This window comes from Natrinema versiforme JCM 10478, assembly GCF_000337195.1.
In the GTDB taxonomy this organism is placed as follows: Archaea; Halobacteriota; Halobacteria; order Halobacteriales; family Natrialbaceae; genus Natrinema; species Natrinema versiforme.
Map to the genome: position 1 here is coordinate 36900 of NZ_AOID01000041.1, position 22064 is coordinate 58963.

Genomic DNA, 22064 nt, shown 5'->3' on the forward strand with positions numbered 1-22064 from the left:
GGTCGTTCAGGATGACTGTGTGTCGCGTTCGAGTATCCGTTCGGGCCCGTTAGGCGGCCATACCGCCGAACTCCTCCTCGTTGACGAGGCTCCGGTAGCGGTCCCGGACCGCGTCGCGGACGTACTCGTTGACTTCCGTCGCGTTGCTCACCTGCAGTTCCTCGAAGTGGTCCTCGGCCAGTTCGACCCACTCCGGCAGCGTGCCGGGCAGCTGGTCCTGCTCGGCTTTCAGGTCGGTCCGGATCCGTCTGGCGTGGTCCTCGACCACGTCCTCGAAGGGGCCGACTGCCTCGACCATCTCCCGCCCCCGGTCGAGCCCGAGCCGGTCGATCACCGAGTCGCGGGTGCTCTCGAGGATCTCGCTGCGGACGCTCCGGGCCGTCGAGAGGACGTCGAACCGGCTGTCGATCTCGTTTTCGACGACCTGCTCGAACTCGGCGGTCCGGAGCACGTAACTCGAGTCCTCGAACTCGGCCTCGACGTCGTCCTCGATTCGTTCGGCCAGATACCGGGCGTACTCGTCGATCGCCTCCTCGACCAGATACTCCCCGTCGAGATCGACGATATATCCCTCGCGGTCGAGATACCGGATCACGTCGGACGTCGCATCGACGTCGATGACGCTCTCGAGGTCGCCGTGGGCAATCTTCCCGTTCGAGGCCTCCCGCTCGAGCCGCGAGTCCAGGCCGACGTCGTCGGCGTGTTCCTTGAGCTGGGGGCCGATCGTGTAGTAGTCGCGTTTGCCGGCGGTGATCCGCCGAACGTAGTTCCGGTCGGCGAGTTCGTCGGCGAAGAACTCCATGTCATCGATCGCGAGCGAGAACCGCGAGCGCAGGGTCTCTCCGGTGACGACCAGCCGCTGGCCGAACAGGTTGGTCAGTTCCCGGGTGATGTTCATGTTCCCTTTGACGCCGAACGGATCCACGTAGAAGACGCCGTCACGGAGTTGCTCGAGGTCGACGAACTCGTCGGCTGTCATCTCGGTCAGCGCCTTGCGCATGTCGCTCGAGGAGAGCGACCGCGCGTTGACGAGGCCGATGTCGGCGCTCTCGTAGGCGGACTTGATCTCGCTCTTCTGATCGGAGACGTAGATAAATCCGTAGTTGTCCTGGGCGATGTCACGACAGACGTCTTCCAGAACGTCGGTATCGACCGGTAAGAGCGTCATTGTTGAGTGAGTTATATGCTCGCATACTAAACCTTGCGACCGTTGTCTTCGTTTCCCGACGACGGGAGATATTTCAACAGTTCGAACGGAAAGACCGAAAAAACGGTCGCCGGAGAACCGACAGGGACGGGGATCCAGAAGCGAGCGGCGCGGGTACCCAGCGATCGCGAGCGGGATTATATCACAGTGTTCTCGCGCACGCGCTCTCGAAGTTCGGCCGGCGAGTCCACGATCTCGTCGGCGGCCGAGCGGTCGATGTCGCCGTGGGCGTCGATCCGGTAGGCGACGACGACCGTCCCCGCTCGAGCGGCCGCCTCGATGCCGTTCGCCGAGTCCTCGACGACGACACAGTCCGCGGCGGGGACGCCGATCTCGTCGGCCGCGTACTCGAAGACGTCGGGGGCCGGTTTGCTCGCCGCGTCGATGTCGTCGGCGCTGATGACGCGGTCGAACTCGCCCTCGAGGGTGAAGCGCTCCGTGACCATCCCGATCCAGTCGTGGGGCGAGGAGGAGACGAGCGCGGTCGGGACACCGCGGTCGTCCAGGTCGGCGAGGAGGTCGTGGAGCCCGTCTAAGAGTTCGACGCGGTCGGTGTAGATTTCCTCGGCGGCCGCGGTAAAGCGCCGGACGAACTCTTCGCGGGAGATCGCGGTGCCGTACTCCGCGTCGAGGTAGTCGTAGATCTCGCGGAAGTTCATCCCGCTCGTCTCGGCGGCGTCGACATCCTCGTCGGGGACGGCCGCGGGGAAGATATCCTCGCGCTGGAAATCGACCCAGTAGTCTTCGCTGTTGACGAGCACGCCGTCCATATCGAACAACACAGCAGGCATGTACGGCGGGGTATTCGATCGCCGCGTATAGCCGTTTGGCCCGAACGGCATCAGCCGAAGACGGTACCGCGCCGTTCGTGTTCCATCTCCGTTTCGACGGCCGCGGCGATGTCCCCGCCGAACTCCCGCTCGAGCAGCCACAGCGCCAGATCGATCCCCGCGGTGACCCCGCCGGCGGTGAGCACGTCGCCGTCGTCGACGACGCGATCGTCGATCACGCTTCCGGCGGCGGCCTCGAGATCGTCGATCGCGACCTGATGGGAGGTCGCGGGTCGCCCCTCGAGCAGGCCGGCGTCGGCAAGTATCATCGCGCCGGTACAGACCGACGCGACCGTCGCGCCATCGGCGTGGCGCGCGGCGACGGCCTCCGGCAGACGCCCGTCCTCGACGGCGGCCCGGACGCCGCCCTCCGTGGTCCACCCGCCACCGGGGACAACGAGCAGGTCGGGGTCGCCGAGCACCCCGTCGGGTTCGACGCGGAGCCCGTGACTCGCCGTCACGAGCGGGGTTTCCTCGAGGATCACCAGCTGCGTCTCGATCGCCGCGCCAGCTTGGGCCCCGTTCTCGAGGACCTCGTAGGGGCCGATGGCGTCGAGTTCGTCGAAGCCGTCGAACAGCACGATTTCGGCGGTCATATCGTCCATACGTGATCGTCGCGATCGATCGTGAAATCCGTTGTGTAGAAGGGGATCTCACCTAACGCCGATCGGCTTCAGCCGGTCGCTCCCCGTCGGGCGCGCGGCTGCTCGAGTCACTCATTGCCTCTCACTCCGACTACGGGCTGACCACCGTCGCAACCCCGATCGGGTGGCGTTAAACCGGGATCAAACCGACGAAAACGATCGGTAAATGGAGTCAAACGCTCGAAATCCGCGTTCACGGCATCCACCCTTCAAGTCGATATGACCACCGAGAGTCGGATGCAAGCTATGAACCGAACAACGCTCATCGCAGTTGCCTGTGCCGCACTGATCATGGCGACCGGGTTCGCCGCCGCGGCACCCGGAAACGCACCCGTGTCCGTTGACACGGGCGCGGATAGTACCGACGAACAGCACGCGAACGAACACGCCGACGACCGAGCCGGGAACGGAACCGCTGCCGACAGTGCAGCCGGCGAAGACGAGGGGCAGGGACCGAACGCTGACCTCCCCGAGCAGGTCCCCGACCACGTCTCCAGTATCCACGACCGCGTGTCGTCGTTCCTGAACGGCGGCCTCGACGGGTCGCTCGGTGACGCTGTCAGCGAGGTGACGCCGGGTGACGACGACGAAGCAACCGACGAGACCGAGGCCGACGACAGCGACGAACCCGCCGCCAACGGTGACGAGGTCACCGAAAACGATAGCGAGTCACAGGAGAACGACGACGAGAGCGCCGACAGCAACGAGTCGGCCGATAGCGACGAATAATCCGCCACCTCACTGATCCCCATGCCTCCACCCGCTCAGCCGGTACCGATCGGGCTCGAGGACCGACTGCTGGCGTTCGCCGTGAGCCTGCTAATCGGCGGTGCCGCCCTCCACGCCGGCACCCATGTCGTCGCCGACGCCCGTGACTACGCTCACGCCGTGCTGACCGCGCTGCTCGGCGCGCTGGCGTGGATCGCGGTCGTCAAGTGGCGCTACCGACTCGGCTGGCTGCGCTCACTCGGCGTCAGCGCGGCCGCGTGGGCCGCCGCGGTGGTGGTCCTCGCGGCCCTCGAACTGCTCGGTATCGGCTCGGTCTCGGCGCTCGGCGTGCCGGGTACCTGAATCGCGTTCCCGCTGGCGCTTTCCTCCACCCGCGTTCCGTTCGTGTGACCGTGTCTCCGCTGCCGTTCAAGCGTAGCATGTGGTATTCTGGATAAGCTGACTCGGGTCACACAATCGGCGACTCGAGTCGGTTCGATCTCCCGGCCGATCACGAAATCACCACGTGGGTATACGTATCCGGGCATCGAAGCGGTTCGCATGGTTGCACTCGTCGGATCGCTTGTCGCCTTCGTCGTCGCGCTCCTCGTCGGCGGGCTGGCGATCTTCGCCAGCGCGCGGGTCATCGTCGATGTCGAGGACTACTCGTACGCGACCGTTACCGCGCTCCTCGGTGCGATCGCGTGGGCGCTGACCTCGTGGATTCCGCTGCTCGGCCCGATACTCGCGCTGATCGCGTGGATCTGGGTGATCAACTGGCGGTATCCCGGCGGCTGGGGGACGGCCGCGGCCATCGGGTTCATCGCGTGGCTCGCCGCGCTCGCGATCCTGTTCGTTCTCAACACTGTTCTGAGACTCGGCGTCGGCGCGTTCGGCGTCCCGGGTGCGTAGGTCTGTACTGCCGACGGCGATCGATACTCGGCGTAAATCGGCGCAAATCGGGGTCACGGACTCCCCGGTTGAAGGGCTCGAGTGACCACGCACCGATCGTGATGCAGAGACAAACGCTACTCACGATCGCGATTTCGGTAACGCTTCTCGTCGGTGCGACGGGCGCTGTGACGGCACAGCCAGCTAACGGGCCCCCAGACGAGCTTCCGGACCCGGTCCCGGAATTCGTCTCCGATATCTTGGGGGCCATAACTGACTTCGTCGGGGGCGCGCTCGAGGCCCTCGGTGAGGTCGTTCGCGGACTCACCCCCGGCGGTGATGCCGGCACTCCGAACGGCGATAACAACTAACTCGGAAGTGACATATTCCGATGGAGAATGACCGTATCAAACGGATAGACGACCTGAACCCTCCGTCTCCGAGTTCCGCATGCTTTAACCGATGTGGCAAGAACCACCTCGTATGAACGTTCGCGCCGGCGTGACGGTGGTGATCGTCACGGTGCTTTTGGCCGGGACGGGACCGATCGCGGCCGCAGCCGGAGCGACCCAAAGCGGACAGTCCCAGTCGGAGCCGTTCGCGCTCCAGCAAGACGGGATCGACGCGGACGAGGTCCGAATGGACGTCGCGGTACAGCCCAACGGGACCGCCGAGTGGACCCTCGAGTTCTGGGTGCGCCTCGACGACAACGAAAGCGAGACGGCGTTCGAATCGCTGCGGGCGGACATTCGGGACGACCCCGAAAGCCACACGCAGTCCTTCGCCGATCGGATGAACGACACGATCGGCGCGGCGAGCAACGCGACGGGACGCGAGATGGCCGCCGACGGGTTCAGTGTGAGCACTGATCGCCAGTCGCTCGCGCGCGAATACGGCGTCGTCAGGTACACCTTCGACTGGCACGGGTTCGCCGCGAGCGATGGCGACGAACTCCGGGCCGGCGACGCCCTCGAGGGGCTCTACCTCGACGACGGAACCCGGCTGCTGATCGAGTGGCCGGCCGACTACGAACTGACCTCCGCGACCCCCACCCCGGACGACGAACGCGAGCAGGCGGTGATCTGGCGGGGCGGGGACACCGACTTCGTCTCCGGCGAGCCGCGGGTCGTCGTTACCGCGGACTCGGGACCGAACGCGGCACTGCTCGCGGCCGCCGCAGTCGCCGTGGCCGGCCTCGGCGCGGTCGGCGCGTGGTGGTACCGCAATCGTCGTTCGGCGGCGGATCAAGCGGCCGGCGGGGGCGGGGAGTCGCCCCGTCCGAGTGACGCGTCCGACTCGGCGGCTGCGACGGCCGCGGCGACGANGGCGACGACCGCCGAAGCGGCCGACTCGAGCGCAGCCGGGGCGGCCGACGCGGAACTCCTCACCAACGAAGAGCAGGTCCTCCGGCTCGTCAGAGAGCGCGGCGGCCGCATGAAACAGCAGGCGGTCGTCGACGAACTCGACTGGACCGACGCGAAGACCAGCAAGGTCGTCAGCGGGCTGCGCGAGGACGGCGAACTCGAGTCGTTCCGACTCGGTCGCGAGAACGTGCTATCGCTCCCCGATGAAGACGGCGAAGAGACGGACGGGGCCGACGGTGAAGATGGCGGAGCCTCGTGACGGCCAACCGCTGCTGGCGCGGCTCCGAACGGACGGCGAGCCCGAAACCGAGAAATCCGTCGAAATCGACAGAGGGCAACGGATCGAAAACGGCGTTAAACCGCGTTGACGGTCGGTGTGCCCAAGTCACTGTCCCGAGTGGCTAGCAGCAAGCGGAGACAACAGACACCAATGAACCGAACCACGTCGATCACGCTGGCAGCGATCCTCGTCGTCGCGACGGTCGCGGTCCCCTTCGCCGCGGCGAGCGTCGCCTCGAGCAACGGCGTCCAAGACGAGACCGATGCAGGAGAAGCGAACGAATCGATCAAACCCGGCGAGCGGTTCGCCGCCGCCGTCGGCGTCCAGAACGCCGAACTCGAGGGGAACGTCTCGGAGCGGGCCTTCGGCGTCAGAATCGCGAACGCGGAATCGAACGGGACGAAAGCGGCGATCGTCGCGGAACACCACGAGACCGCCGACGCGCGTCTCGGGGAACTCGAGGACAGACTCGAGACGCTAAACGAGTCCCGTGAGGCCGGCAACCTCAGCGAGGGTCGCTACCGCGCGGAAGTCGCGGAAACCGTCGCTGAGATGCGGTCGATCGAGCAACGAGCCACAACGGCCGAGACGACGGCAGCCGAGTTGCCGCCGGAAGCGCTCGCTGCCAACGATATCGACCTCGAGTCGATCCGAACGCTACGAGAGCGCGCCGGCGAACTCGACGGGCCGGACACCGCGGCGATCGCTCGCTCGATCGCCGGCGACGACGTCGGCCGCTCGAGCGGGAGCGAACCCGGCGTCGGCGGCCCGAGCGACGGCCCCGCCGACGACCGACCCGGTGGTCAAGCGGGCGATAGAAACGGTACCGTTGCCGGACCGAACGGGGAGTAAGCCGCCGTTCTCGAGCGAGGCGTTCGACCGCCAGCAGCACTTTTGTTCGAAATCGGAATCCACCGGGGTCGTCCGCGGGTTTAAGTACGAATCCGCGGCCAGACCGCCCATGATCGACGACGCGATCCGCGTACTCGCGGGCGACTGCACCGTTATCGCCGAGGACGCCGACCGAGAGGAGTACCGCGGCCGGGTAACGACGATCGTCAAACCGGACAACACCGTCCTCATCCACGACAGCGACGGCTACCAGCCCGTCGCGTGGCTCACTCGCGCGGACAGCGTCTCGAGCGAGCGCCACGACGGCTTCACCCTCGTCGCGAAGAAGGACACCCAGACGCTGCGGATCGCCGCCCACGAACAGGAGGGGTTCGCCCACTACCCGTCCTCGGCGGCCGGCACGCCCGTCGGGGAGTGTCCCGACTGCGGCGGCGCGCTCGTGCGCTCGAGCGGCGTCCACTGCGTGGGCTGTGGCGATCGCTACGGCGTGCCGGCGGACGCGACGATCCGCGACGAGCGCTGCGATTGTGACTGCGGGCTCCCGAAGATGCGCGTCGAACGGGGACTCGCCTTCAACGTCTGCCTCGACAGGGGCTGTGAGTCCCTCGACGCCGCGGTCAAGGCGGAGTTCGACCGCGAGTGGGCGTGTCCGGAAGCGGGCTGTGACGGCGACCTCAGAATCCTCCGCCGCGGCGGCCTCATCGCTGGCTGCGAGCACTACCCCGACTGCGACACCGGCTTCGCCGTCCCCGCCGGCGTCGTCGACGGCGAGTGTGGCTGTGGCCTCCCGACCTTCGAAACCGCCAGCGGCGTCCGGTGTCTCGACGCGACCTGCGACCGCGCCCTCGAGGGGCCACTCGAGGCGGAGTCCTCAGCCGACGACTGACCATCGATTCGAGACCGACCGGCCGCCGTACGATAGCCGGCTACCCAACCGCGACAGTGGGTGTGGGAATGAAAGGGGCTTCCAGCCTCGATGAACCCGGACGACGTAAGCACCGCAGCGAGTCCAGGGAGTCGAGGCTGGAAGGGGCTTTCGGGCAGTTCGCGTCAGCAGCGACCGCTCGATAGCGATACGCGGAGCGGGATCGATCCGCAGCCACTTAATCCCGGCCGGCCAACAGCCGGCTATGGCACTCGAGGGGCGGTTCGAGGACGGCGTCGTTCGCGTGGGCAGCGATGCGCGCCAGCGGTATCACGACTCGCGAGGCTACGGCTATCCGCTCGAGGGCAACGAGATCGCCCTCGCACCCGTCGAGGCAGCACACCTGCTTTACCGGGGCGACCTCGAGGCGGTCGTCGACGCCGAGAGCGGCGAACGGCTGGGGTTCCGGGAGTTCGTCGCCCGCGAACCGGGCGAGGATTTCGGCGTTCGATTCCTCGTCTACGCGGATCTGCGATCGCGCGGGTTCTATCTCTCGCCGGCCGCGGAGCCGTGGGTGGCCGATCCGCCGAGCGGCGAGGCCGACTTCGCGGTCTTCCCGCGCGGAAAGGGCCCCGGTGACGGAGAGATCGCCTACGCCCTGCGGATCATCGGCGAACGGACGGACATTCCGGCCAGCGAACTCCGGGAGGGGGTACTGGCGGTCGTCGATGAGGAGAGCGAGATCACCTACTTCGAAGTCGGTCGCCGGGATCCGACCGGGACGTCGACCCCCGACGCGTCACTGCCCGAGGGCTGTGCCGCGGATCTGCTCGCCGACCGGGTCGTCGTCTGGGAGCCCCCGCTCGAGCTCTACGAGCGGACCTTCTACGGCCAGCCGCTGGAGGGGCGAGAGTACGACGAGCCGACGCTGCAGTGTTCCCTGCTCGAGGCGGCCTACCTCGCCGAGCGGGGTGCGATCGATCTCGAGCCAGAGACGGTCCGCGAGCGGGGCCGCGAGGTCGAAGGCGAGCGGTTCGACCGTCGGCTGCTCGTCTACACGGCCCTGCGGGAGCGCGACGTAGTTCCCAAGACGGGGTACAAGTTCGGGGCGGACTTCCGGACCTACGCTGACGTGGACTCCGTCGAGGATCTCGGCCACTCCGAACTGCTCGTACGGGTCCATCCCGCCGATTACGTCTTCGAACCGCGCGATCTGGCGCTCGACGTTCGGCTCGCTCACGGCGTCCGGAAGACGATGGTGTTCGCGCTCGTCGACGACGACGCCGAGGGGGGCGACGGAATCGACTGGTGGTCGCTCGAGCGGCTGACCCCCTGAGTCGAGTCGCGGTCCATCAGCCGTCGGTTCCTCTCCCGCTACCCGCCGCCTACCCGCTCTTCCCCAAATCCACGCCGGCCCGGATCGACGACAGCTCGGGCGAGCGGAATCCTGAAAACCCCGACGGACGAGGGACGCACCATGCAACTCGAGGTGATCGGCGTCGGCGGCGCGGGCTGTCGGATCGCCGACGCGATCCGTGCCGCGGAGCCGACCGACCACTCGTTTCTCACCGATGTCTTCGCGTTCGATACTGACGAGAGCGACCTGAATCGGACCGTCATCCCCGAATCGAACCGGTTTCGATACGGCCCCGACGAGTCGGACGGCGGCCTCGCTGGCTATCTCGAGCGGGGGCGGACTCTCGGCCGGGATCGCGTCGACGACCTCCTCGAGAGCGCAGACCGGGCGACACCGGGAGCGGCCGACGGGGTTCTCGTCGCGGTCGGCCTCGGCGGGGCGACCGGCGGCGGCGCGGCCCCGGCGCTCGTGTCAGCGCTCCAGCAACGGACCGACGCGCCGGTCTACGTTCTGGCGACGCTGCCGGCCGACCGCGAGTTCACCAGGGCAGACCCGTCAGAAAGCGCCCCTCTCGCGGGCGATCCGAACGCTACCACGGATGCGCCACCGCGACCGACCGCGGCGGCGAACGCCGTCGCCACACTCGAGCGGCTCGACGGGGTCGCGAGCGCGATCATCACGTTCGACAACGAGGACTGGCTCAGGCCCGGTGAGACGCTCGCGGACGGTCGCGACCGCTGTAACCGCGAGCTGGCGACGCGAGTCGCAGCCGTCTTCACCGGCGGCGGTTCGGCGGACTCGGTCGCCCAGACGGTCATCGACGCGAGCGACATCCGCCGGATTCTCGGCGACCAATCGTCCGTCGTTGCGCTCGGCTACGGCGACCAGACGGTCGAAACGAACGGCTCGCGGTTCGGTCTCGGGCTCCTGTCGGCGGAGCCGGACATCGAGACGAGCGAGGCGGTCAGCGCCGTCGAGACTGTGGTCCGAAAGGGGATCCGCGGGAAGCTCACCCTCGAGTGTGACCCCGAAACGGCCGAGCGCGGACTGCTGATCGTCGGCGGGCCGCCGGCGTGGCTCAACCGACGGGCGATCGCCGAGGGCCGGCGGACACTCGAGTCGGCCATCGGCGGCTCCGGCATCCTCGGCGGCGACGCGCCACGACCCGACGGCGACCGCGTCTTCGCGGCGGTCGTCCTCGCCGGCATCCGATCGGATCGGCTCGCGGAGTTACGGTCGGCGGCCGACCGGACCGGTCGTGTCGACTAACCAGCTCCGCTGTTGGTCGATCATGAAACCGTCTCGCGGGTCCAGTGACCGAGTTACGCGAACCGCTCGAGGAATCGCTTTCCGAGGACGACCTCCGTCCCCGCCAATCCCACCGAGCAAAACAGCGTGATGTCGTCCACGTGCTGCCGGCCGCAGTCAGGATTCTCGAGGACGGCCGCGAGTTCGACCATCCGTTCGCGGTCCGCACCCGACGCGATGTACGGCCGATCGTAAGCGTCGACCTGCGGGAGCGAGTCGGTCGCGATCGCGTCGGCCCGATCGACCACCTCGAGCGGCAATTCGTGAGCGTCCTGAAATCGCGGGCCGATCGTCGTGACGTGGGTCCCGGGCGTGAGCCAACCGGGATCGAACACGGGGTCCTCGCTGTTCGTCGCACAGACGAGCGCGTCGGCCTCGCTGACGACCGGTTCGGGGTCGTCGACCGCGCGGACTGGCGGCTCGATCTCGGTATCGAGGGTTTCGGCGAATGACTCGCGGCTCTCGCGGGTCGGGCTGTAGACCGTGACCGCGTCAAACGCGCGGGCCGCACAGGCCGCACCGACCTGTGCCCGCGCCTGAAAGCCCGTGCCCAGGACCCCGAGCGTGTCGGCGTCGGAACGAGCGAGCGCGTCGATCGCGACCCCGCCGATGCCGCCCGTTCGAAGGCCACCGATGGCGTGGCCCGCGACGAGCCCCTCGAACGCGCCAGTCGCGGCGTCGAAGACCGCCACTAGTTCCGTGTGGTCGTCGCCGGTGCCGTGGGTCTCGTAGACCCGAAAGCCGGCGGCGTTCGTCGGCCCGGTCGCGGCTCCCGCGGTGAACACGAGATTCCCCTCGCCGGCGTCGACGTGCCAGCGGGGCGGGGCCTCGAGCGTCCCGGCGGCTCGTTCGGTGAACGCGTCGCGAATGGCGGCGACGACCCGCTCGTAGTCGAACTTCGAATAGACGTCGGCGTCAGTGAGGACGGGAAAGTCGGTCACGAATGCCCGATCGGACGGCGGTCCCATAACGGTTCACCAGCGCGGCGAGCCAGCTAGAAGATTTCGCCGACGGCGAAGCCGAAGGCTTTTGCGCGCCGGCGCGCCAAAACGCAGGTGATGACCGGAGACGACCCACTCGAGCAGGAGTCCGGGGAACCGACGACCGGGGAACCGCTGACCGACGGCGGTGAGCGATCCGCCGGATCGCGATCCTCGTCGGAGCTCCGCTCCGACGGTGGAGCTGCAGGCGCTGACGACGTGGCGCTTGACCCCTGGGGATCCTCGAGCGTCTCCGACTACCGGAACCTCTTCGAGGAGTTCGGCATCGAGGAGTTCGACGAGTTGCTCGAGGAGGTACCGAACCCACACTACCTGATGCGCCGCGGCGTGATCTTCGGCCACCGGGACTACCGGCCGGTCGCCGAGGCCTTACAGAACGACGAGCCCGCGGCCGTCCTCTCGGGCTTTATGCCGACCGGCGACCCCCACATCGGGCACAAGCTGGTCTTCGACGAGATCATCTGGCACCAGCGGCAGGGGGCCGACGCCTACGCACTGATCGCCGACCTCGAGGCCAACTCCGCCCGAGGGATGAGTTGGGCGGAGATCGACGAGCACGCCCGCGATTACCTGCTCTCACTGCTCGCGCTCGGCTTCGACCTCGAGGAAGGGACCCTCTACCGACAGTCGACCAACCGCGAGCTACAGGACTTGGCCTTCGAACTCGGCGCTGACGCCAACTTCTCGGAGTTTCAGGCGATCTACGGCTTCGACGGCGAGACCGACGTCTCGCACATGCAGTCGGTCGTCACCCAGATGGCCGACATCCTCTACCCGCAACTCGAGGAGCCGAAGCCGACCGTGATCCCCGTCGGTCCCGATCAAGATCCCCACGTTCGGCTGGCGCGGGACCTCGCCGAGCGGATGCGCTTTTTCAAGGTCAGCGACGCCTACGCCAGCTTCGAACTCGAGCCCGAGGAACGCGCCCTCGTCGCCGAGTTCTACGAACGGCTCGACCCCGCCGACTTCGACGACGATGACCTCCGCTGTGTCCACGTCGCCGAGGCGCTCGAGGAGACGCCGCTGTCGGAGCTCGGGGTCAGCGCCGACACGCTGAGTTCGGTCCTGACGAAGTTAAACGAGGCGGGGATGGAACCGGTCCGGCCGCGGACTCGGTTTTTCGACCGGCGAGCCACCGACGACGCGTTCGACGCGCTGATCGACGCCATCGAGGGCGAGAAGCGCGTCTACGAGAGCCATATCGACGCCTTCGAACTGGATCTCGCCGCGGCCGAGGAGCTCGCCCGCGAGGTCGAAGTCGACAACGGCGGCTACGGTTTCCGGCCGCCCTCGTCGATCTACCACCGCTTCATGACCGGGCTGACCGGCGGCAAGATGTCCTCCTCGATCCCGGCGAGCCACATCTCGCTGCTCGACGACCCCGAAGAGGGCTATGACAAGGTCAAAGCCGCGACCACCGGCGGCCGCGAGACCGCCGAGGAACAGCGCGAGAAAGGCGGGAAAGCCGACGAGTGTCCCGTCTACGAACTGTACGCCTACCTGCTGGCCGGCGACGACGACGAGTTCGCAAAGCGCGTCTACGACGAGTGTGTCGGCGGCGAGCGCCTCTGTGGCGACTGCAAGGAGCAAGCCGCCCAACTCATGAAAGAGTTCCTCGAGGAGCACCAAGAGAAACGCGACGAGGTCGAGGAGTTGCTCGAGGCGGCCGACATCGAACTCGAGTCGCCGCGCCGCCGCTGAGCCGGACCGACTCGAGGCGGCCGACATCGAACTCGAGTCGCCGCACTACCGAACACCGGCGCGGACGCGACGCGACCAGTTCTTTCGACGCCGACTCGAGATGGGTTTTTGCTGTCTGACGTAGATATATAGGGCCGGTTGTGGAACCGTGAGCTATCGATGGCTCGGCCCTCCCGAGACGCGGACCGCGACCTGCTGGTCTCTGCCGACATCCTCGGCGCAGTCGGCGTCACGGCGGCGGACATTCGACGAACTGCGGCCGAGAGCGACGATCTCGAGTCGGCGCTGGCCGAGGCGCTCGCGACGCCGGTCGATCGGACGACGGTACTCCGCCGAACGATCTGCCGGAGCGACCGCGGGATCGACTGTGCGGCCCGCTACTCGCAGGCGGCCCTCGAGCGCGAACTCACCACCGCCTTCGGGGCGATCGGCTGGTCGCTCTCGGTCGCGGGGACGCGGGAGGGGCTGGCACTGACCGCGACCGATCCGCACGGCCGGGGCCGCGAGACCGCGGTTTCGTACCCCGAAACGCCGCTCGCGGGCGATAACTTCCCCGCCGTCCTGTGGACGATCAACGAAACCGTCCTCGCGGCGACCGACGCGCGGTTCGTCCTCCTCTCGTCGGGCGTCGACCGCTGGCGGGCCACGCTGGTCGAAACGAGCGAACTCGAGCGACTGCGGGATCGCTACGGCCCGCGAATCGGCGCGTTCGACCGGCCATTGCTGCCGGAATTTGGGCTCGAGTCGTACGTTCCCGACGCCGATACCGGCGGCGGAACTGCATCACCGCTCGAAGCCACTGCCGACGGCGACCCGTGGCCACCGTGGGCGGTTGAGGGCGGCGCTCGTCGACCGACGGCCCCCGCTCCTGCCGTCGACTCGCTCATCGACGAGGCGGAACCGGGATTGGACCTGGACACAGAGCCGGCCGCCACTCCGGACTCGGAATCGGAGCTGAACTCGCAGTCGACGGCGACCGGCGATTCCAGCGACGCAGCGACTGCCTCACCGGCGGAACCGTCGACGCGAACGGCAACTCCCTCGAGCGAGATCGACGGATACGAAATCCGGGGTACACCCTCGGTTTCGCGGAGTCGAGAGGTCGATTCCGACCCGGCCGACGAGCGCGACTCCGGAACGGCTGCGGCCGGCAGCTCGAGCACGGCCGACAGTTCGAGTCGGGCCGCCGACTCGAGGACGACCGATGGGGCGGAAACCGACGAGTTCGGAACGCTCTCCGGAACCAGTACGACCGCCCGCGTCGGCAACGACTCGTTCGGGACGGATCTCGGCAGTCCGTCCGAAGACGACCGCTACCGCGCGCTCGGCGCGGCACTCGACGCGGGCGGCAACGTCTCCGTCCGCGGGCTGCTCGAGGACGAGGCGTTCCTGCCCGAACTGCCGGCGACCGGGCCCGCCGAGACCCGTATCGAGTTCCCGGACCGGTGTGGCCCCGTGACGGTTCCCGAGACGAGCGCTGCCGCCGAGCAGTCGGGATTCGAGTGGGTCGAGACCGACTCGCTCGAGACGACGCGGGTCTCGGATCGGTAGCGCGGCGGGCGTTAGGTCGAGGGGGCGGCCGACTCGTCTCGAGGAGAGTCGGATCGAGAGAGGACCGGTACCTCGACGGTGACGATCGAGCCGGTCGGCTCGTTCGACTCGAACGTCACGGTCCCGCCGGCGATTTCGGTCCCCCACTTGACCAGCCAGAGCCCGAGCCCACTCCCGTGCTCGAGGGGAGTTTCGGTCCCGCGCTCGAGTGTCAGCCGCTCGTCAGCGTCGATTCCGGGGCCGTGATCCACGACCCGGACCCGGACCCAGTCACCGTCGGTCTCGATTTCGACGTGAACGAGCGGGTTCGGATCGGGGTTGTGCTCGATGCCGTTCTCGACGAGGTTTTCGAACACGGGATCGAGGACACCGGCGACGGCGATTTCCTCCGGAACCGGTTCGCAGTCGATACGAGCCGCCGGATACTCCTTGCGGACTGACTCGATCCCGTCGTCGAGCAGCGACTCGAGGGAGACGGGTTCGATCGACTGCCGACCCTGTTCGAAGATTTCAATGATCTCGCGGGCTTGGTTCGCCAGATCCTCGATTCGGGCGGCGCTGCCCGTGATCTCGTCGGCGGCGTCCCGGCTTTCCTCGCCGGCGAGGAGCTCGGCGTAGCTGCTGATGACGTTCGTTTCGGTCCGGATGTTGTGACGGAAGACCCGGTTCAAGACCTCGTGGCGCTGTTGCTGTCGCACGTGCTCGCTGATATCGTGGAACGTGACGACGTGGCCGATGGTCCGGTCGCGGACGTCGGTGATGGGCGTCACCGTCACGTCGTACAGTCGTTCGCTGTGTGCGCTCCGGAAGGGGCGCTGTGCCGGCACCGAGTCCTCCGTCAGCGCGAGCGAGTCGTCGGGGACGACCGCTCGGAGCGGGTTCCCGAGCGCGTCCTCGGCGCTCGTTCCCAGAATGTCCGCTGCGGTGCCGTTGATATCGACGACGTTGCCGTGCCCGTCGGTGACGACGGCACCGTCGGGCATCCGCTCGAAGAGCAGTCGGCGCGCACGCGGGTTCGGCGACGGGCTCGTCCCGAAGAGCTGAAACCGCGTGAGGGCACCGAGGCACGCGAGCCCGGAGATCGAAAACGCGATCGGGGTCGGGTCGAGTCCCGAGACGGGGATGAGCCCCGCCAGAAAGAGGGCGTTGCTCACCCACGGGGCGAAGATACCCACGAGGAGGGCGGCGCTTTGCCCCCTAAACGGCAGCGAGTTAGTCCTGATCAGTTCGAGCAGCGGAATGGTGCCGAGCACGCCCAGCAGGTACGTGTAGACGGTGATGACCCAGAACCACGGCCCGGGCGTCCGACTGAGCAGGGGGACGCCGTGCTCGTAGACCAGCCGCGAATCGGCATAGAGCAAGGGACTGTCGACGAGCGCGAGCGCGACAGTCACCAGCGGAACGAGCGAGAGGAGCACGACGTATTGTGGCTGCACGTAGCGGTCACGCCCGGTGTACTCGAGCGAGAAGAGCACCCACGCGACCGGGATAACGACGACGCCGATCCACCTGACGTTCGCCCACAGCACTTTCGCGGCGAGGCTCGTGGCCTCGAGATCGAAGACGAGAAAGATCGACCACCAGCACTGGCCGACGAGTAACGCGACGAGCGGCACCGCTCCGGGCTCGGGCCGCTCGCGCCACGCGACGATCGCCGCCGCTGTACCGATCGCGATGGTCGCAAGTAATAGCCCGGACAAGACAGTGAGAGTGAGCACCGATACGTGGACCTGAGTCCCTCCAGTATTAAGCTTGCGGGAAAACTGAAATGACGCTGTTACGTCACTTTACCGCTTCTGTCAGGCGATCAGCACCGCACAGAGAAGCACGACGAAGGCGACGAGATACTCGCACTCGGCGGCCTTGGCCAGCAGTCGGTCGTTTTCGACGCGACCGATCAGCGACGTGATGCCGAGCGAATAGCCGACGCCGGCGAGGAGCGCGAGCCCCGCGACGGGTGTTAGGTAGTCGATATGAACTGCCAGCACGACGAGGCCGGACGTACAGCAATCGATTCCGAGGAGGATCCGACGCGTGCGGTCCACCCCGAAGACGACCGGGATCGTCAGCACGCCGATCGCTCGGTCGCCCTCGACGTCACGGACGTTCGGAATCTCGGTGTTCGTGAACACTCGGAGGAAGAAGTACGCGAAGACGACCGCCGTCGACGGCGTGAGAGCGCCGTCGGCGAAGGCAAGCGGCAGGAACGTCAGCGTCACGGCCCACGCGAGCGCGACCACAATCGTATTGACGAGAAAGAGGTCCTTCAGCCGGTGGACGTACGCGCCGTCGCCCGGTATCCAGTCCGTGGCGTAGCAGATCCAGAGCGTGCCCGGAAGCAGGGTGATCGCGAGGGCGACCGGGCCGCCGAGGGCCGAGAGCGCGACGGCGAGTCCGTACGCGCCCGCCGCCAACACGTAGAGGACGCCGCGGTGTCGTTTGACGAACGCCGCCTGTCCGGGGTTCGAGACCGCGTCGGTTTCGGCGTCCGCGATGCGGTCGTTCGCGTAGACGGCGAAGACGACCAATCCGACGACGATCGCCGCCGGCGTCAACGGCAGGGAGAGCAGCGCCGAGACGATGAGTACCTCGGCCATCGCGATCAGCGAGAGATACGCCGAACTGTACACCAATGCGTTCCGTGCCCGTTCCGTACTCGCGGACATCCGGTCGAGTAGCGATCGGCAAACCGATGCCGTCGAACGGGTTTCAACAGTCAGTGGATTCTTCTTTCGTGTCATAAGGCGTACAACTTACGGCCGGTTGCCGGCCGCGTTGCACGGGATATGTCGCCGGGAGCAAACGATGTAAGTAGGGGACATGACCGTCGAATATACGGAGAGTCGAGCCGTCTCGTCGGACGAGACGGCGGCTCGTCCCGGCGAGGGAAACGGGGACTGAGCGGAATATTTTTGATCGATCGGCGAGAGCGCCATCGTATGGCACCCGAATCCCGTACACGTGCCGGAGTCAGTGGACAGCCAACGCGTCAGCGATCGGGATTCGGGTTCTTTTTCGCCCGGTAACGCCGGGCCGGTGGAGCCGGCGACGGCCGTATCGGCCGCCGCCGGCGAAACCGTCCGCGCACCGTCGTCGCCTCGAGCGACGGCAGCGACCCGAGTCGGAACCGCTAACTGACCGACCCACAGCAATGCAGGTAAGCGAATGCAACTGCCAGCACAACAGGTCGCGGTCGTAGAGGCCGCGACTGCGGACGAGGCAACGTCCGTCGACGCCCTCGCCGCGGCGACCGAGCTCCCGCCCGAGACCGTCACCGGGGCCGTCTTCGAACTCGAGGACGAGGGGCTGCTCGCCGTCAGCGAACGCGTCGACGAAACGGTCGCGCTCACCGAGGAGGGGCGCGAGTACGTCACCGACGGGCTACCCGAGGTCCGGCTCTACGAGGCCGCACTCGAGGCCGGGGCCGACGCCGACCCCGTCTCGATGGGGCAGGTCATCGGTGCGTCGGGGCTCGAGGGCGGCGCGGTCGACATCGCGCTCTCGAACTACGCGCGCAAGGGCTACGGCGCGATCGACAGCGGCGAGATCACCGCCGATCCCGACGCCGATCCGGATGCAGACGCCGAAGCGACCGCGCTCGAGGCGTTGGCCGACGTCGACGACGCGCCGGTCGACAGCGTCGACGTGGACTCGGAAACGCTCGAGTCGCTCGAGCGCCGCGGCCTGCTCGACCGCCGCGAGTCGACGGTCCGCGAGGCGACGCTGACCGAGCGCGCCGTCACGGAACTGATGGCGGGGATCGAGACCGCCGAGACGGTCGGCCAAGTCACTCCGGAACTGCTCACCAGCGGCGAGTGGGAAGACGTCGAGTTCAGCGAGTACAACGTCGAGGCCGACGCCGAGCAGTTCGACGGCGGCAAGGTCCACATCCTGCGCCAGACCTCCGAGCGCGTCAAGGACGTCCTCGTCGGGATGGGCTTTCAGGAGATGGAAGGCCCCCACGTCGACGCGGACTTCTGGATCAACGACTGCCTGTTCATGCCCCAGGACCATCCCGCACGCACGCACTGGGACCGGTTCGCCCTGGAGCAGCCGACCCACATCGACGAGCTGCCGGCAGACCTCGTCGAGCGCGTCGAGCGAGCACACAAGGAAGGCGTCGGCGACGACGGCGAGGGCTATCACTCGCCGTGGGACGAGGACTTCGCACGGGCGCTCGCACTGCGCGGACACACTACCTCGCTGTCGACGCGCTATCTCTCGGGCGAGGAAATCGGCGACCTCGAGCCACCACAGCGCTATTTCAGCGTCGAAAAGGTGTATCGCAACGACACGCTCGACCCGACGCACTTACTCGAGTTCTTCCAGATCGAGGGCTGGGTGATGGCCGAGGACCTCTCGGTGCGCGATCTGATGGGCACTTTCGAGGAGTTCTACGCCCAGTTCGGCATCGAGGACATCCGGTTCAAACCCCACTACAACCCCTACACGGAGCCGAGCTTCGAGCTGTTCGGCACCCACCCGACGACCGGCGAACTCGTCGAGATCGGGAACTCGGGGATCTTCCGCGAGGAGATGCTCGAGCCCCTCGGTGTGGAGTGCGACGTGATGGCGTGGGGGCTCGCCCTCGAGCGACTGCTCATGCTGATGTACGGCTTCGAGGACATTCGAGACATCCACGGGACGCTGTGTGACCTCGAACTGCTGCGCGAGACGGAGGTGACCTACTGATGCCCACGGTCGATATCGACCCCGACGAACTGCGTGACCTGACCGGTCACGACGAGAAGAGCGACGACGAACTGATCGACGACCTGTTCGGCCTCGGCCTCGAGTTCGAGGGCCGCACCGAGGAGGGCGCGTTCGAACTCGAGTTCGCGCCCGACCGGCTCGACCGGCTCTCCGTCGAGGGTGTCGCCCGCTCGATGCGCTACCAGTACGGCGACGCGCGAGGGACCCACGTCCCCTCTCCGAACTCGCCGGAGTGGACCATCGAAGTCGACGACTCGGTCCCCGACGAACGACCCTACGTCACGGGCGCGGTCATCCGCGACGTCGATTTGGACGAGGAGAGCCTCGAGTCGCTCATCCAGCTTCAGGAGAAGCTCCACGCGACGATGGGGCGCAAGCGCGCGAAGGGCGCGATCGGGATTCACGACCTGACGATGCTGAAGGGGACCGCCGCGACGGAGGGCAACCCGACGATTCAGTACGTCGGCGTCGAACCCGACGCGGACCGGTTCGTCCCCCTCGATTCCGACGCGGAGATGACGCCGGCCGACGTGCTCGAGGAGCACCAGACCGGCCAGACCTACGCCGATCTGGTCAGCGAGTACGAGCGGTATCCGGCAATCTACGACAGCCTCGGGCTGTTCTCGTTCCCGCCGGTCATTAACGGCCGCCGGACCGAGGTGTCGACGGACTCGCGGGACCTGTTCGTCGAGATGACGGGCACCGACCAGTGGACGATCGACAAGATGCTGAACATCGTCTGCTACGCGCTGTCGGCCCGTGGCGCGACCATCGAGGAGGTGACAGTCGAGTATCCGGATAGCGAGTCCGCGAACGCGGACTCGAACGGGAGCCGGACGCAGTCCGGCGGACGCGAACTCGTCCGACCCGACCTCTCGATGAAGACGAAGACGGTCGCTCACGGCCGTATCGAGACCATCCTCGGCATCGGGCTCGATCCCGACGAGGTGATCGACCTGGCCGAGCGCTCCGGTCTCGAGGCTACGAAAGAGGAGAACGACGACGGCGACCTCGTCTACGAGGTCACGATCCCGCCCTACCGCGTCGACGTACTCCACCCGTTGGACGTCATCGACGACCTCGGACGGGCCTACGGCTTCAACGACCTCGAGCCCCGCTACCCCGACATCGGGACCGTCGGCGGCCGCCACGAACGCTCCCGACTCGAGCGGTCGGTCCGCGAGCAACTCGTCGGCCTCGGCTTCGAGGACATGCTGAACTTCCACATGATCAGTGAGGGCGAGAACTACGACCGACTCGACATTACGCCCGGCGACGACGCCTACGGAGCCGGCGAGCCGGCGACCATCAAAGAGCCCTACAGCGAGGACTTCACCATGCTGCGGACGTGGGTCACGCCCTCGCTGTTGATGGTCCTCGAGCGGAACACGCACCGCTCGTATCCGCAGAATCTCGCCGAGATCGGCTTCGCCGCTGAGGTCGATGAGCGCGAGAACACCGGCGTCGCAGAGGGCCGCCGCGTCGGTGCCGTCCTGGCCCACCACGAGGCCGGCTACGAGGACGCCAAGGCGCGTCTGCAGGCGCTCGCTCGCAACTTCGACGTCGACCTCGAGACGCCGCCGACCGACCACCCGACCTTCATTTCGGGTCGAACCGCAGCGGTCGTCATCGACGGCGAGGAAGTCGGCGTGATCGGCGAAGTCCACCCGAAGGTACTCGTCGAACACGATCTCGAGGTGCCGGTCTCGGCCTTCGAGTTCGACCTCGAGGCGCTGCGCTAATCGCCAGTAGTTGCGGACAGACGCCGTTTTTCGGGTTCGATTTCGGCTTTTGGTCGCTGTGGTCCAGCGTAGTGTACCGCGAGCGAGTGAAACGAGCGAGCGGGCCGACGACTGACCCGGAGAACGCGGCGCTTCGCGCCGCGTCAAGGCGAGCGGCCAAAGGCCGCGAGCCAGGGGAAGGAGGAGTGCTTTTGATCGAAATTTTACCGAGCGCCGGCGCGCTGTGCGGCAGCTACGCTGCCGTCAGCGCGAAACAAGCGCAGCGTAAAATTTCGTTCTTAGAATTCGTGTTCGACGTCGTCGTCGTCGGCTTTCTGGATGATTATTTTGCCGTCCCGGACTCGGACGAAGACCTCGTCGCCGATATCCATACCCGCGACCTCGAGTTCGTCCTCGTGGAGGTTGAGGTGGACGTTGTGGTAGTTACCGTCGTCGTCTTTCGCACCGCTTGGACTCAGCTTCTTTTTCCGTACCATCGCGGGATTCTATCCCGAACTTCGCCGCAGGATATACTTAAGTGTTTTCGACGCCTCAGCGAATGATCGCGAGTCGAAATCGAGCGACGGAAACGGAGGGGACGATGGCGCGCTCAGGGGAAACGCTACTGTGGGGGAGGTGGTCACGCTATTCACTTAAAGATACCGCCGCAGTCGGTCGATTTGCGGGGATATCTTTATGTCGGATCGTGTGCTGAATTGACACGGAGGCGAAAATCATGGTACGCGAAGACGGGAAACGGAACTTTGCACTGCGCGAATCGGGCGGTGACGAGTCGAGCGTCTTCTCGGGCAACACGCCCCGACAGGCGGCGCTCAAAGCGGCCCGCCGGCTCGAGCCGGGCTCGAGCGAGGAGGATGCCGAACGCGTCGAGTTACAGCTCCGAGAGAAAGGGACCGACAAGGTTCACATCTACGACGGCTGGGCGTGGGAGGAGACGGCTCCCGATGACAAGCCGGACTGGATGCCAAACGAGATCACGGAGGCCAACGTCGCGAAGAAGGGGATCGAACACCTCGAGGAGTGAGTCGGCCGATCGGTAGCTTTCTCCGG

At 66.8% G+C, this 22064-nt stretch carries 21 protein-coding genes; 14 read left to right on the forward strand and 7 right to left on the reverse strand.

What is annotated here, in order from left to right; translation table 11 throughout:
* Positions 1-49: 49 nt before the first annotated feature.
* The 3 genes from C489_RS13315 to C489_RS13325 all read right to left on the reverse strand — a co-directional run bounded on the left by C489_RS13315 (position 50) and on the right by C489_RS13325 (position 2642).
* Positions 50-1168, reverse strand: a complete 1119-nt coding sequence (locus C489_RS13315; protein WP_006431817.1) for a hypothetical protein — start codon at positions 1166-1168, stop codon at positions 50-52.
* Between the two features lie 176 nt (positions 1169-1344).
* Positions 1345-1998, reverse strand: a complete 654-nt coding sequence (locus C489_RS13320; RefSeq protein WP_006431818.1) for an HAD family hydrolase — start codon at positions 1996-1998, stop codon at positions 1345-1347.
* A 50-nt stretch (positions 1999-2048) separates the two neighbouring features.
* Complete coding sequence (locus C489_RS13325; RefSeq protein WP_006431819.1) at positions 2049-2642, reverse strand: DJ-1/PfpI family protein; 594 nt, start codon at positions 2640-2642, stop codon at positions 2049-2051.
* A gap of 285 nt (positions 2643-2927) precedes the next feature.
* On the opposite strand from C489_RS13325, the gene C489_RS13330 reads away from it, so the two are divergent.
* From C489_RS13330 to C489_RS13370, 9 genes are all read left to right on the forward strand, one after another.
* Positions 2928-3410, forward strand: a complete 483-nt coding sequence (locus C489_RS13330; protein ID WP_006431820.1) for an ICP22 family protein — start codon at positions 2928-2930, stop codon at positions 3408-3410.
* A 21-nt stretch (positions 3411-3431) separates the two neighbouring features.
* Positions 3432-3752: a hypothetical protein gene (locus tag C489_RS13335; RefSeq protein ID WP_006431821.1), complete on the forward strand. Its 321-nt coding sequence runs from the start codon at positions 3432-3434 to the stop codon at positions 3750-3752.
* Between the two features lie 198 nt (positions 3753-3950).
* Entirely contained in the window at positions 3951-4301 is a 351-nt protein-coding gene (locus C489_RS13340; RefSeq protein WP_006431822.1) for a hypothetical protein, read from the forward strand.
* A gap of 101 nt (positions 4302-4402) precedes the next feature.
* Positions 4403-4651 carry a hypothetical protein gene (locus C489_RS13345; RefSeq protein WP_006431823.1) on the forward strand — a complete coding sequence of 83 codons (249 nt, stop codon included), beginning with the start codon at positions 4403-4405 and terminating at the stop codon, positions 4649-4651.
* A gap of 112 nt (positions 4652-4763) precedes the next feature.
* Entirely contained in the window at positions 4764-5903 is a 1140-nt protein-coding gene (locus C489_RS13350) for a DUF7345 domain-containing protein (protein WP_006431824.1), read from the forward strand.
* 171 nt (positions 5904-6074) lie between these two features.
* Complete coding sequence (locus C489_RS13355; protein WP_006431825.1) at positions 6075-6776, forward strand: hypothetical protein; 702 nt, start codon at positions 6075-6077, stop codon at positions 6774-6776.
* A 109-nt stretch (positions 6777-6885) separates the two neighbouring features.
* Entirely contained in the window at positions 6886-7662 is a 777-nt protein-coding gene (locus tag C489_RS13360) for an endonuclease NucS domain-containing protein (protein WP_006431826.1), read from the forward strand.
* Between the two features lie 244 nt (positions 7663-7906).
* Positions 7907-8977, forward strand: a complete 1071-nt coding sequence (gene endA, locus C489_RS13365; protein WP_006431827.1) for a tRNA-intron lyase — start codon at positions 7907-7909, stop codon at positions 8975-8977.
* A 141-nt stretch (positions 8978-9118) separates the two neighbouring features.
* A complete protein-coding gene (locus C489_RS13370) occupies positions 9119-10267 on the forward strand; it encodes an FtsZ/tubulin family protein (protein WP_006431828.1) in 1149 nt (382 codons plus the stop codon).
* A gap of 53 nt (positions 10268-10320) precedes the next feature.
* On the opposite strand, the gene C489_RS13375 is transcribed toward C489_RS13370, so the two are convergent.
* Positions 10321-11247: an ornithine cyclodeaminase family protein gene (locus C489_RS13375; protein ID WP_049890866.1), complete on the reverse strand. Its 927-nt coding sequence runs from the start codon at positions 11245-11247 to the stop codon at positions 10321-10323.
* Between the two features lie 117 nt (positions 11248-11364).
* Between C489_RS13375 and C489_RS13380 the strand changes: the two genes are divergently transcribed.
* The gene (locus C489_RS13380; RefSeq protein ID WP_006431830.1) at positions 11365-13008 is read left to right on the forward strand and encodes a tryptophan--tRNA ligase; all 1644 of its coding nucleotides are present in this window, start codon (positions 11365-11367) and stop codon (positions 13006-13008) included.
* Between the two features lie 159 nt (positions 13009-13167).
* Positions 13168-14559, forward strand: coding sequence for a hypothetical protein (locus tag C489_RS13385; protein WP_006431831.1), 1392 nt, complete (start codon positions 13168-13170; stop codon positions 14557-14559).
* A gap of 11 nt (positions 14560-14570) precedes the next feature.
* On the opposite strand, the gene C489_RS13390 is transcribed toward C489_RS13385, so the two are convergent.
* Positions 14571-16277 (reverse strand): histidine kinase N-terminal 7TM domain-containing protein, encoded by a 1707-nt coding sequence (locus C489_RS13390; RefSeq protein WP_239642063.1) that lies wholly within the window; start codon positions 16275-16277, stop codon positions 14571-14573.
* 81 nt (positions 16278-16358) lie between these two features.
* Positions 16359-17225: a UbiA family prenyltransferase gene (locus C489_RS13395; RefSeq protein ID WP_006431833.1), complete on the reverse strand. Its 867-nt coding sequence runs from the start codon at positions 17223-17225 to the stop codon at positions 16359-16361.
* Positions 17226-17724: 499 nt separating this feature from the next.
* Here C489_RS13395 and pheS point away from each other — a divergent pair, with 499 nt between their 5' ends.
* Both pheS and pheT read left to right on the forward strand, forming a co-directional pair.
* Positions 17725-19251 (forward strand): phenylalanine--tRNA ligase subunit alpha, encoded by a 1527-nt coding sequence (gene pheS, locus C489_RS13400; protein ID WP_006431834.1) that lies wholly within the window; start codon positions 17725-17727, stop codon positions 19249-19251.
* On the forward strand, positions 19251-21014 hold the full coding sequence (gene pheT, locus C489_RS13405; protein WP_006431835.1) for a phenylalanine--tRNA ligase subunit beta: 1764 nt from the start codon (positions 19251-19253) through the stop codon (positions 21012-21014). Before pheS ends, pheT begins: the two co-directional genes overlap by 1 nt.
* A gap of 278 nt (positions 21015-21292) precedes the next feature.
* Here pheT and C489_RS13410 read toward each other — a convergent pair whose 3' ends face one another.
* The gene (locus tag C489_RS13410; RefSeq protein ID WP_006431836.1) at positions 21293-21490 is read right to left on the reverse strand and encodes a SymE family type I addiction module toxin; all 198 of its coding nucleotides are present in this window, start codon (positions 21488-21490) and stop codon (positions 21293-21295) included.
* 239 nt (positions 21491-21729) lie between these two features.
* On the opposite strand from C489_RS13410, the gene C489_RS13415 reads away from it, so the two are divergent.
* Positions 21730-22038, forward strand: coding sequence for a non-histone chromosomal MC1 family protein (locus C489_RS13415; protein WP_006431837.1), 309 nt, complete (start codon positions 21730-21732; stop codon positions 22036-22038).
* The last annotated feature ends 26 nt before the right edge of the window (positions 22039-22064 follow it).

Bases quoted from the DNA above. Each gene is read 5' to 3' on its own strand.
- C489_RS13315 (WP_006431817.1), bottom strand. From the start codon at position 1,168: ATGACGCTCTTACCGGTCGATACCGACGTTCTGGAAGACGTCTGTCGT.
- C489_RS13320 (WP_006431818.1), bottom strand. From the start codon at position 1,998: ATGCCTGCTGTGTTGTTCGATATGGACGGCGTGCTCGTCAACAGCGAA.
- C489_RS13325 (WP_006431819.1), bottom strand. From the start codon at position 2,642: ATGGACGATATGACCGCCGAAATCGTGCTGTTCGACGGCTTCGACGAA.
- C489_RS13330 (WP_006431820.1), top strand. From the start codon at position 2,928: ATGAACCGAACAACGCTCATCGCAGTTGCCTGTGCCGCACTGATCATG.
- C489_RS13335 (WP_006431821.1), top strand. From the start codon at position 3,432: ATGCCTCCACCCGCTCAGCCGGTACCGATCGGGCTCGAGGACCGACTG.
- C489_RS13340 (WP_006431822.1), top strand. From the start codon at position 3,951: ATGGTTGCACTCGTCGGATCGCTTGTCGCCTTCGTCGTCGCGCTCCTC.
- C489_RS13345 (WP_006431823.1), top strand. From the start codon at position 4,403: ATGCAGAGACAAACGCTACTCACGATCGCGATTTCGGTAACGCTTCTC.
- C489_RS13355 (WP_006431825.1), top strand. From the start codon at position 6,075: ATGAACCGAACCACGTCGATCACGCTGGCAGCGATCCTCGTCGTCGCG.
- C489_RS13360 (WP_006431826.1), top strand. From the start codon at position 6,886: ATGATCGACGACGCGATCCGCGTACTCGCGGGCGACTGCACCGTTATC.
- endA (WP_006431827.1), top strand. From the start codon at position 7,907: ATGGCACTCGAGGGGCGGTTCGAGGACGGCGTCGTTCGCGTGGGCAGC.
- C489_RS13370 (WP_006431828.1), top strand. From the start codon at position 9,119: ATGCAACTCGAGGTGATCGGCGTCGGCGGCGCGGGCTGTCGGATCGCC.
- C489_RS13380 (WP_006431830.1), top strand. From the start codon at position 11,365: ATGACCGGAGACGACCCACTCGAGCAGGAGTCCGGGGAACCGACGACC.
- C489_RS13385 (WP_006431831.1), top strand. From the start codon at position 13,168: ATGGCTCGGCCCTCCCGAGACGCGGACCGCGACCTGCTGGTCTCTGCC.
- C489_RS13395 (WP_006431833.1), bottom strand. From the start codon at position 17,225: ATGTCCGCGAGTACGGAACGGGCACGGAACGCATTGGTGTACAGTTCG.
- pheS (WP_006431834.1), top strand. From the start codon at position 17,725: ATGCAACTGCCAGCACAACAGGTCGCGGTCGTAGAGGCCGCGACTGCG.
- pheT (WP_006431835.1), top strand. From the start codon at position 19,251: ATGCCCACGGTCGATATCGACCCCGACGAACTGCGTGACCTGACCGGT.
- C489_RS13410 (WP_006431836.1), bottom strand. From the start codon at position 21,490: ATGGTACGGAAAAAGAAGCTGAGTCCAAGCGGTGCGAAAGACGACGAC.
- C489_RS13415 (WP_006431837.1), top strand. From the start codon at position 21,730: ATGGTACGCGAAGACGGGAAACGGAACTTTGCACTGCGCGAATCGGGC.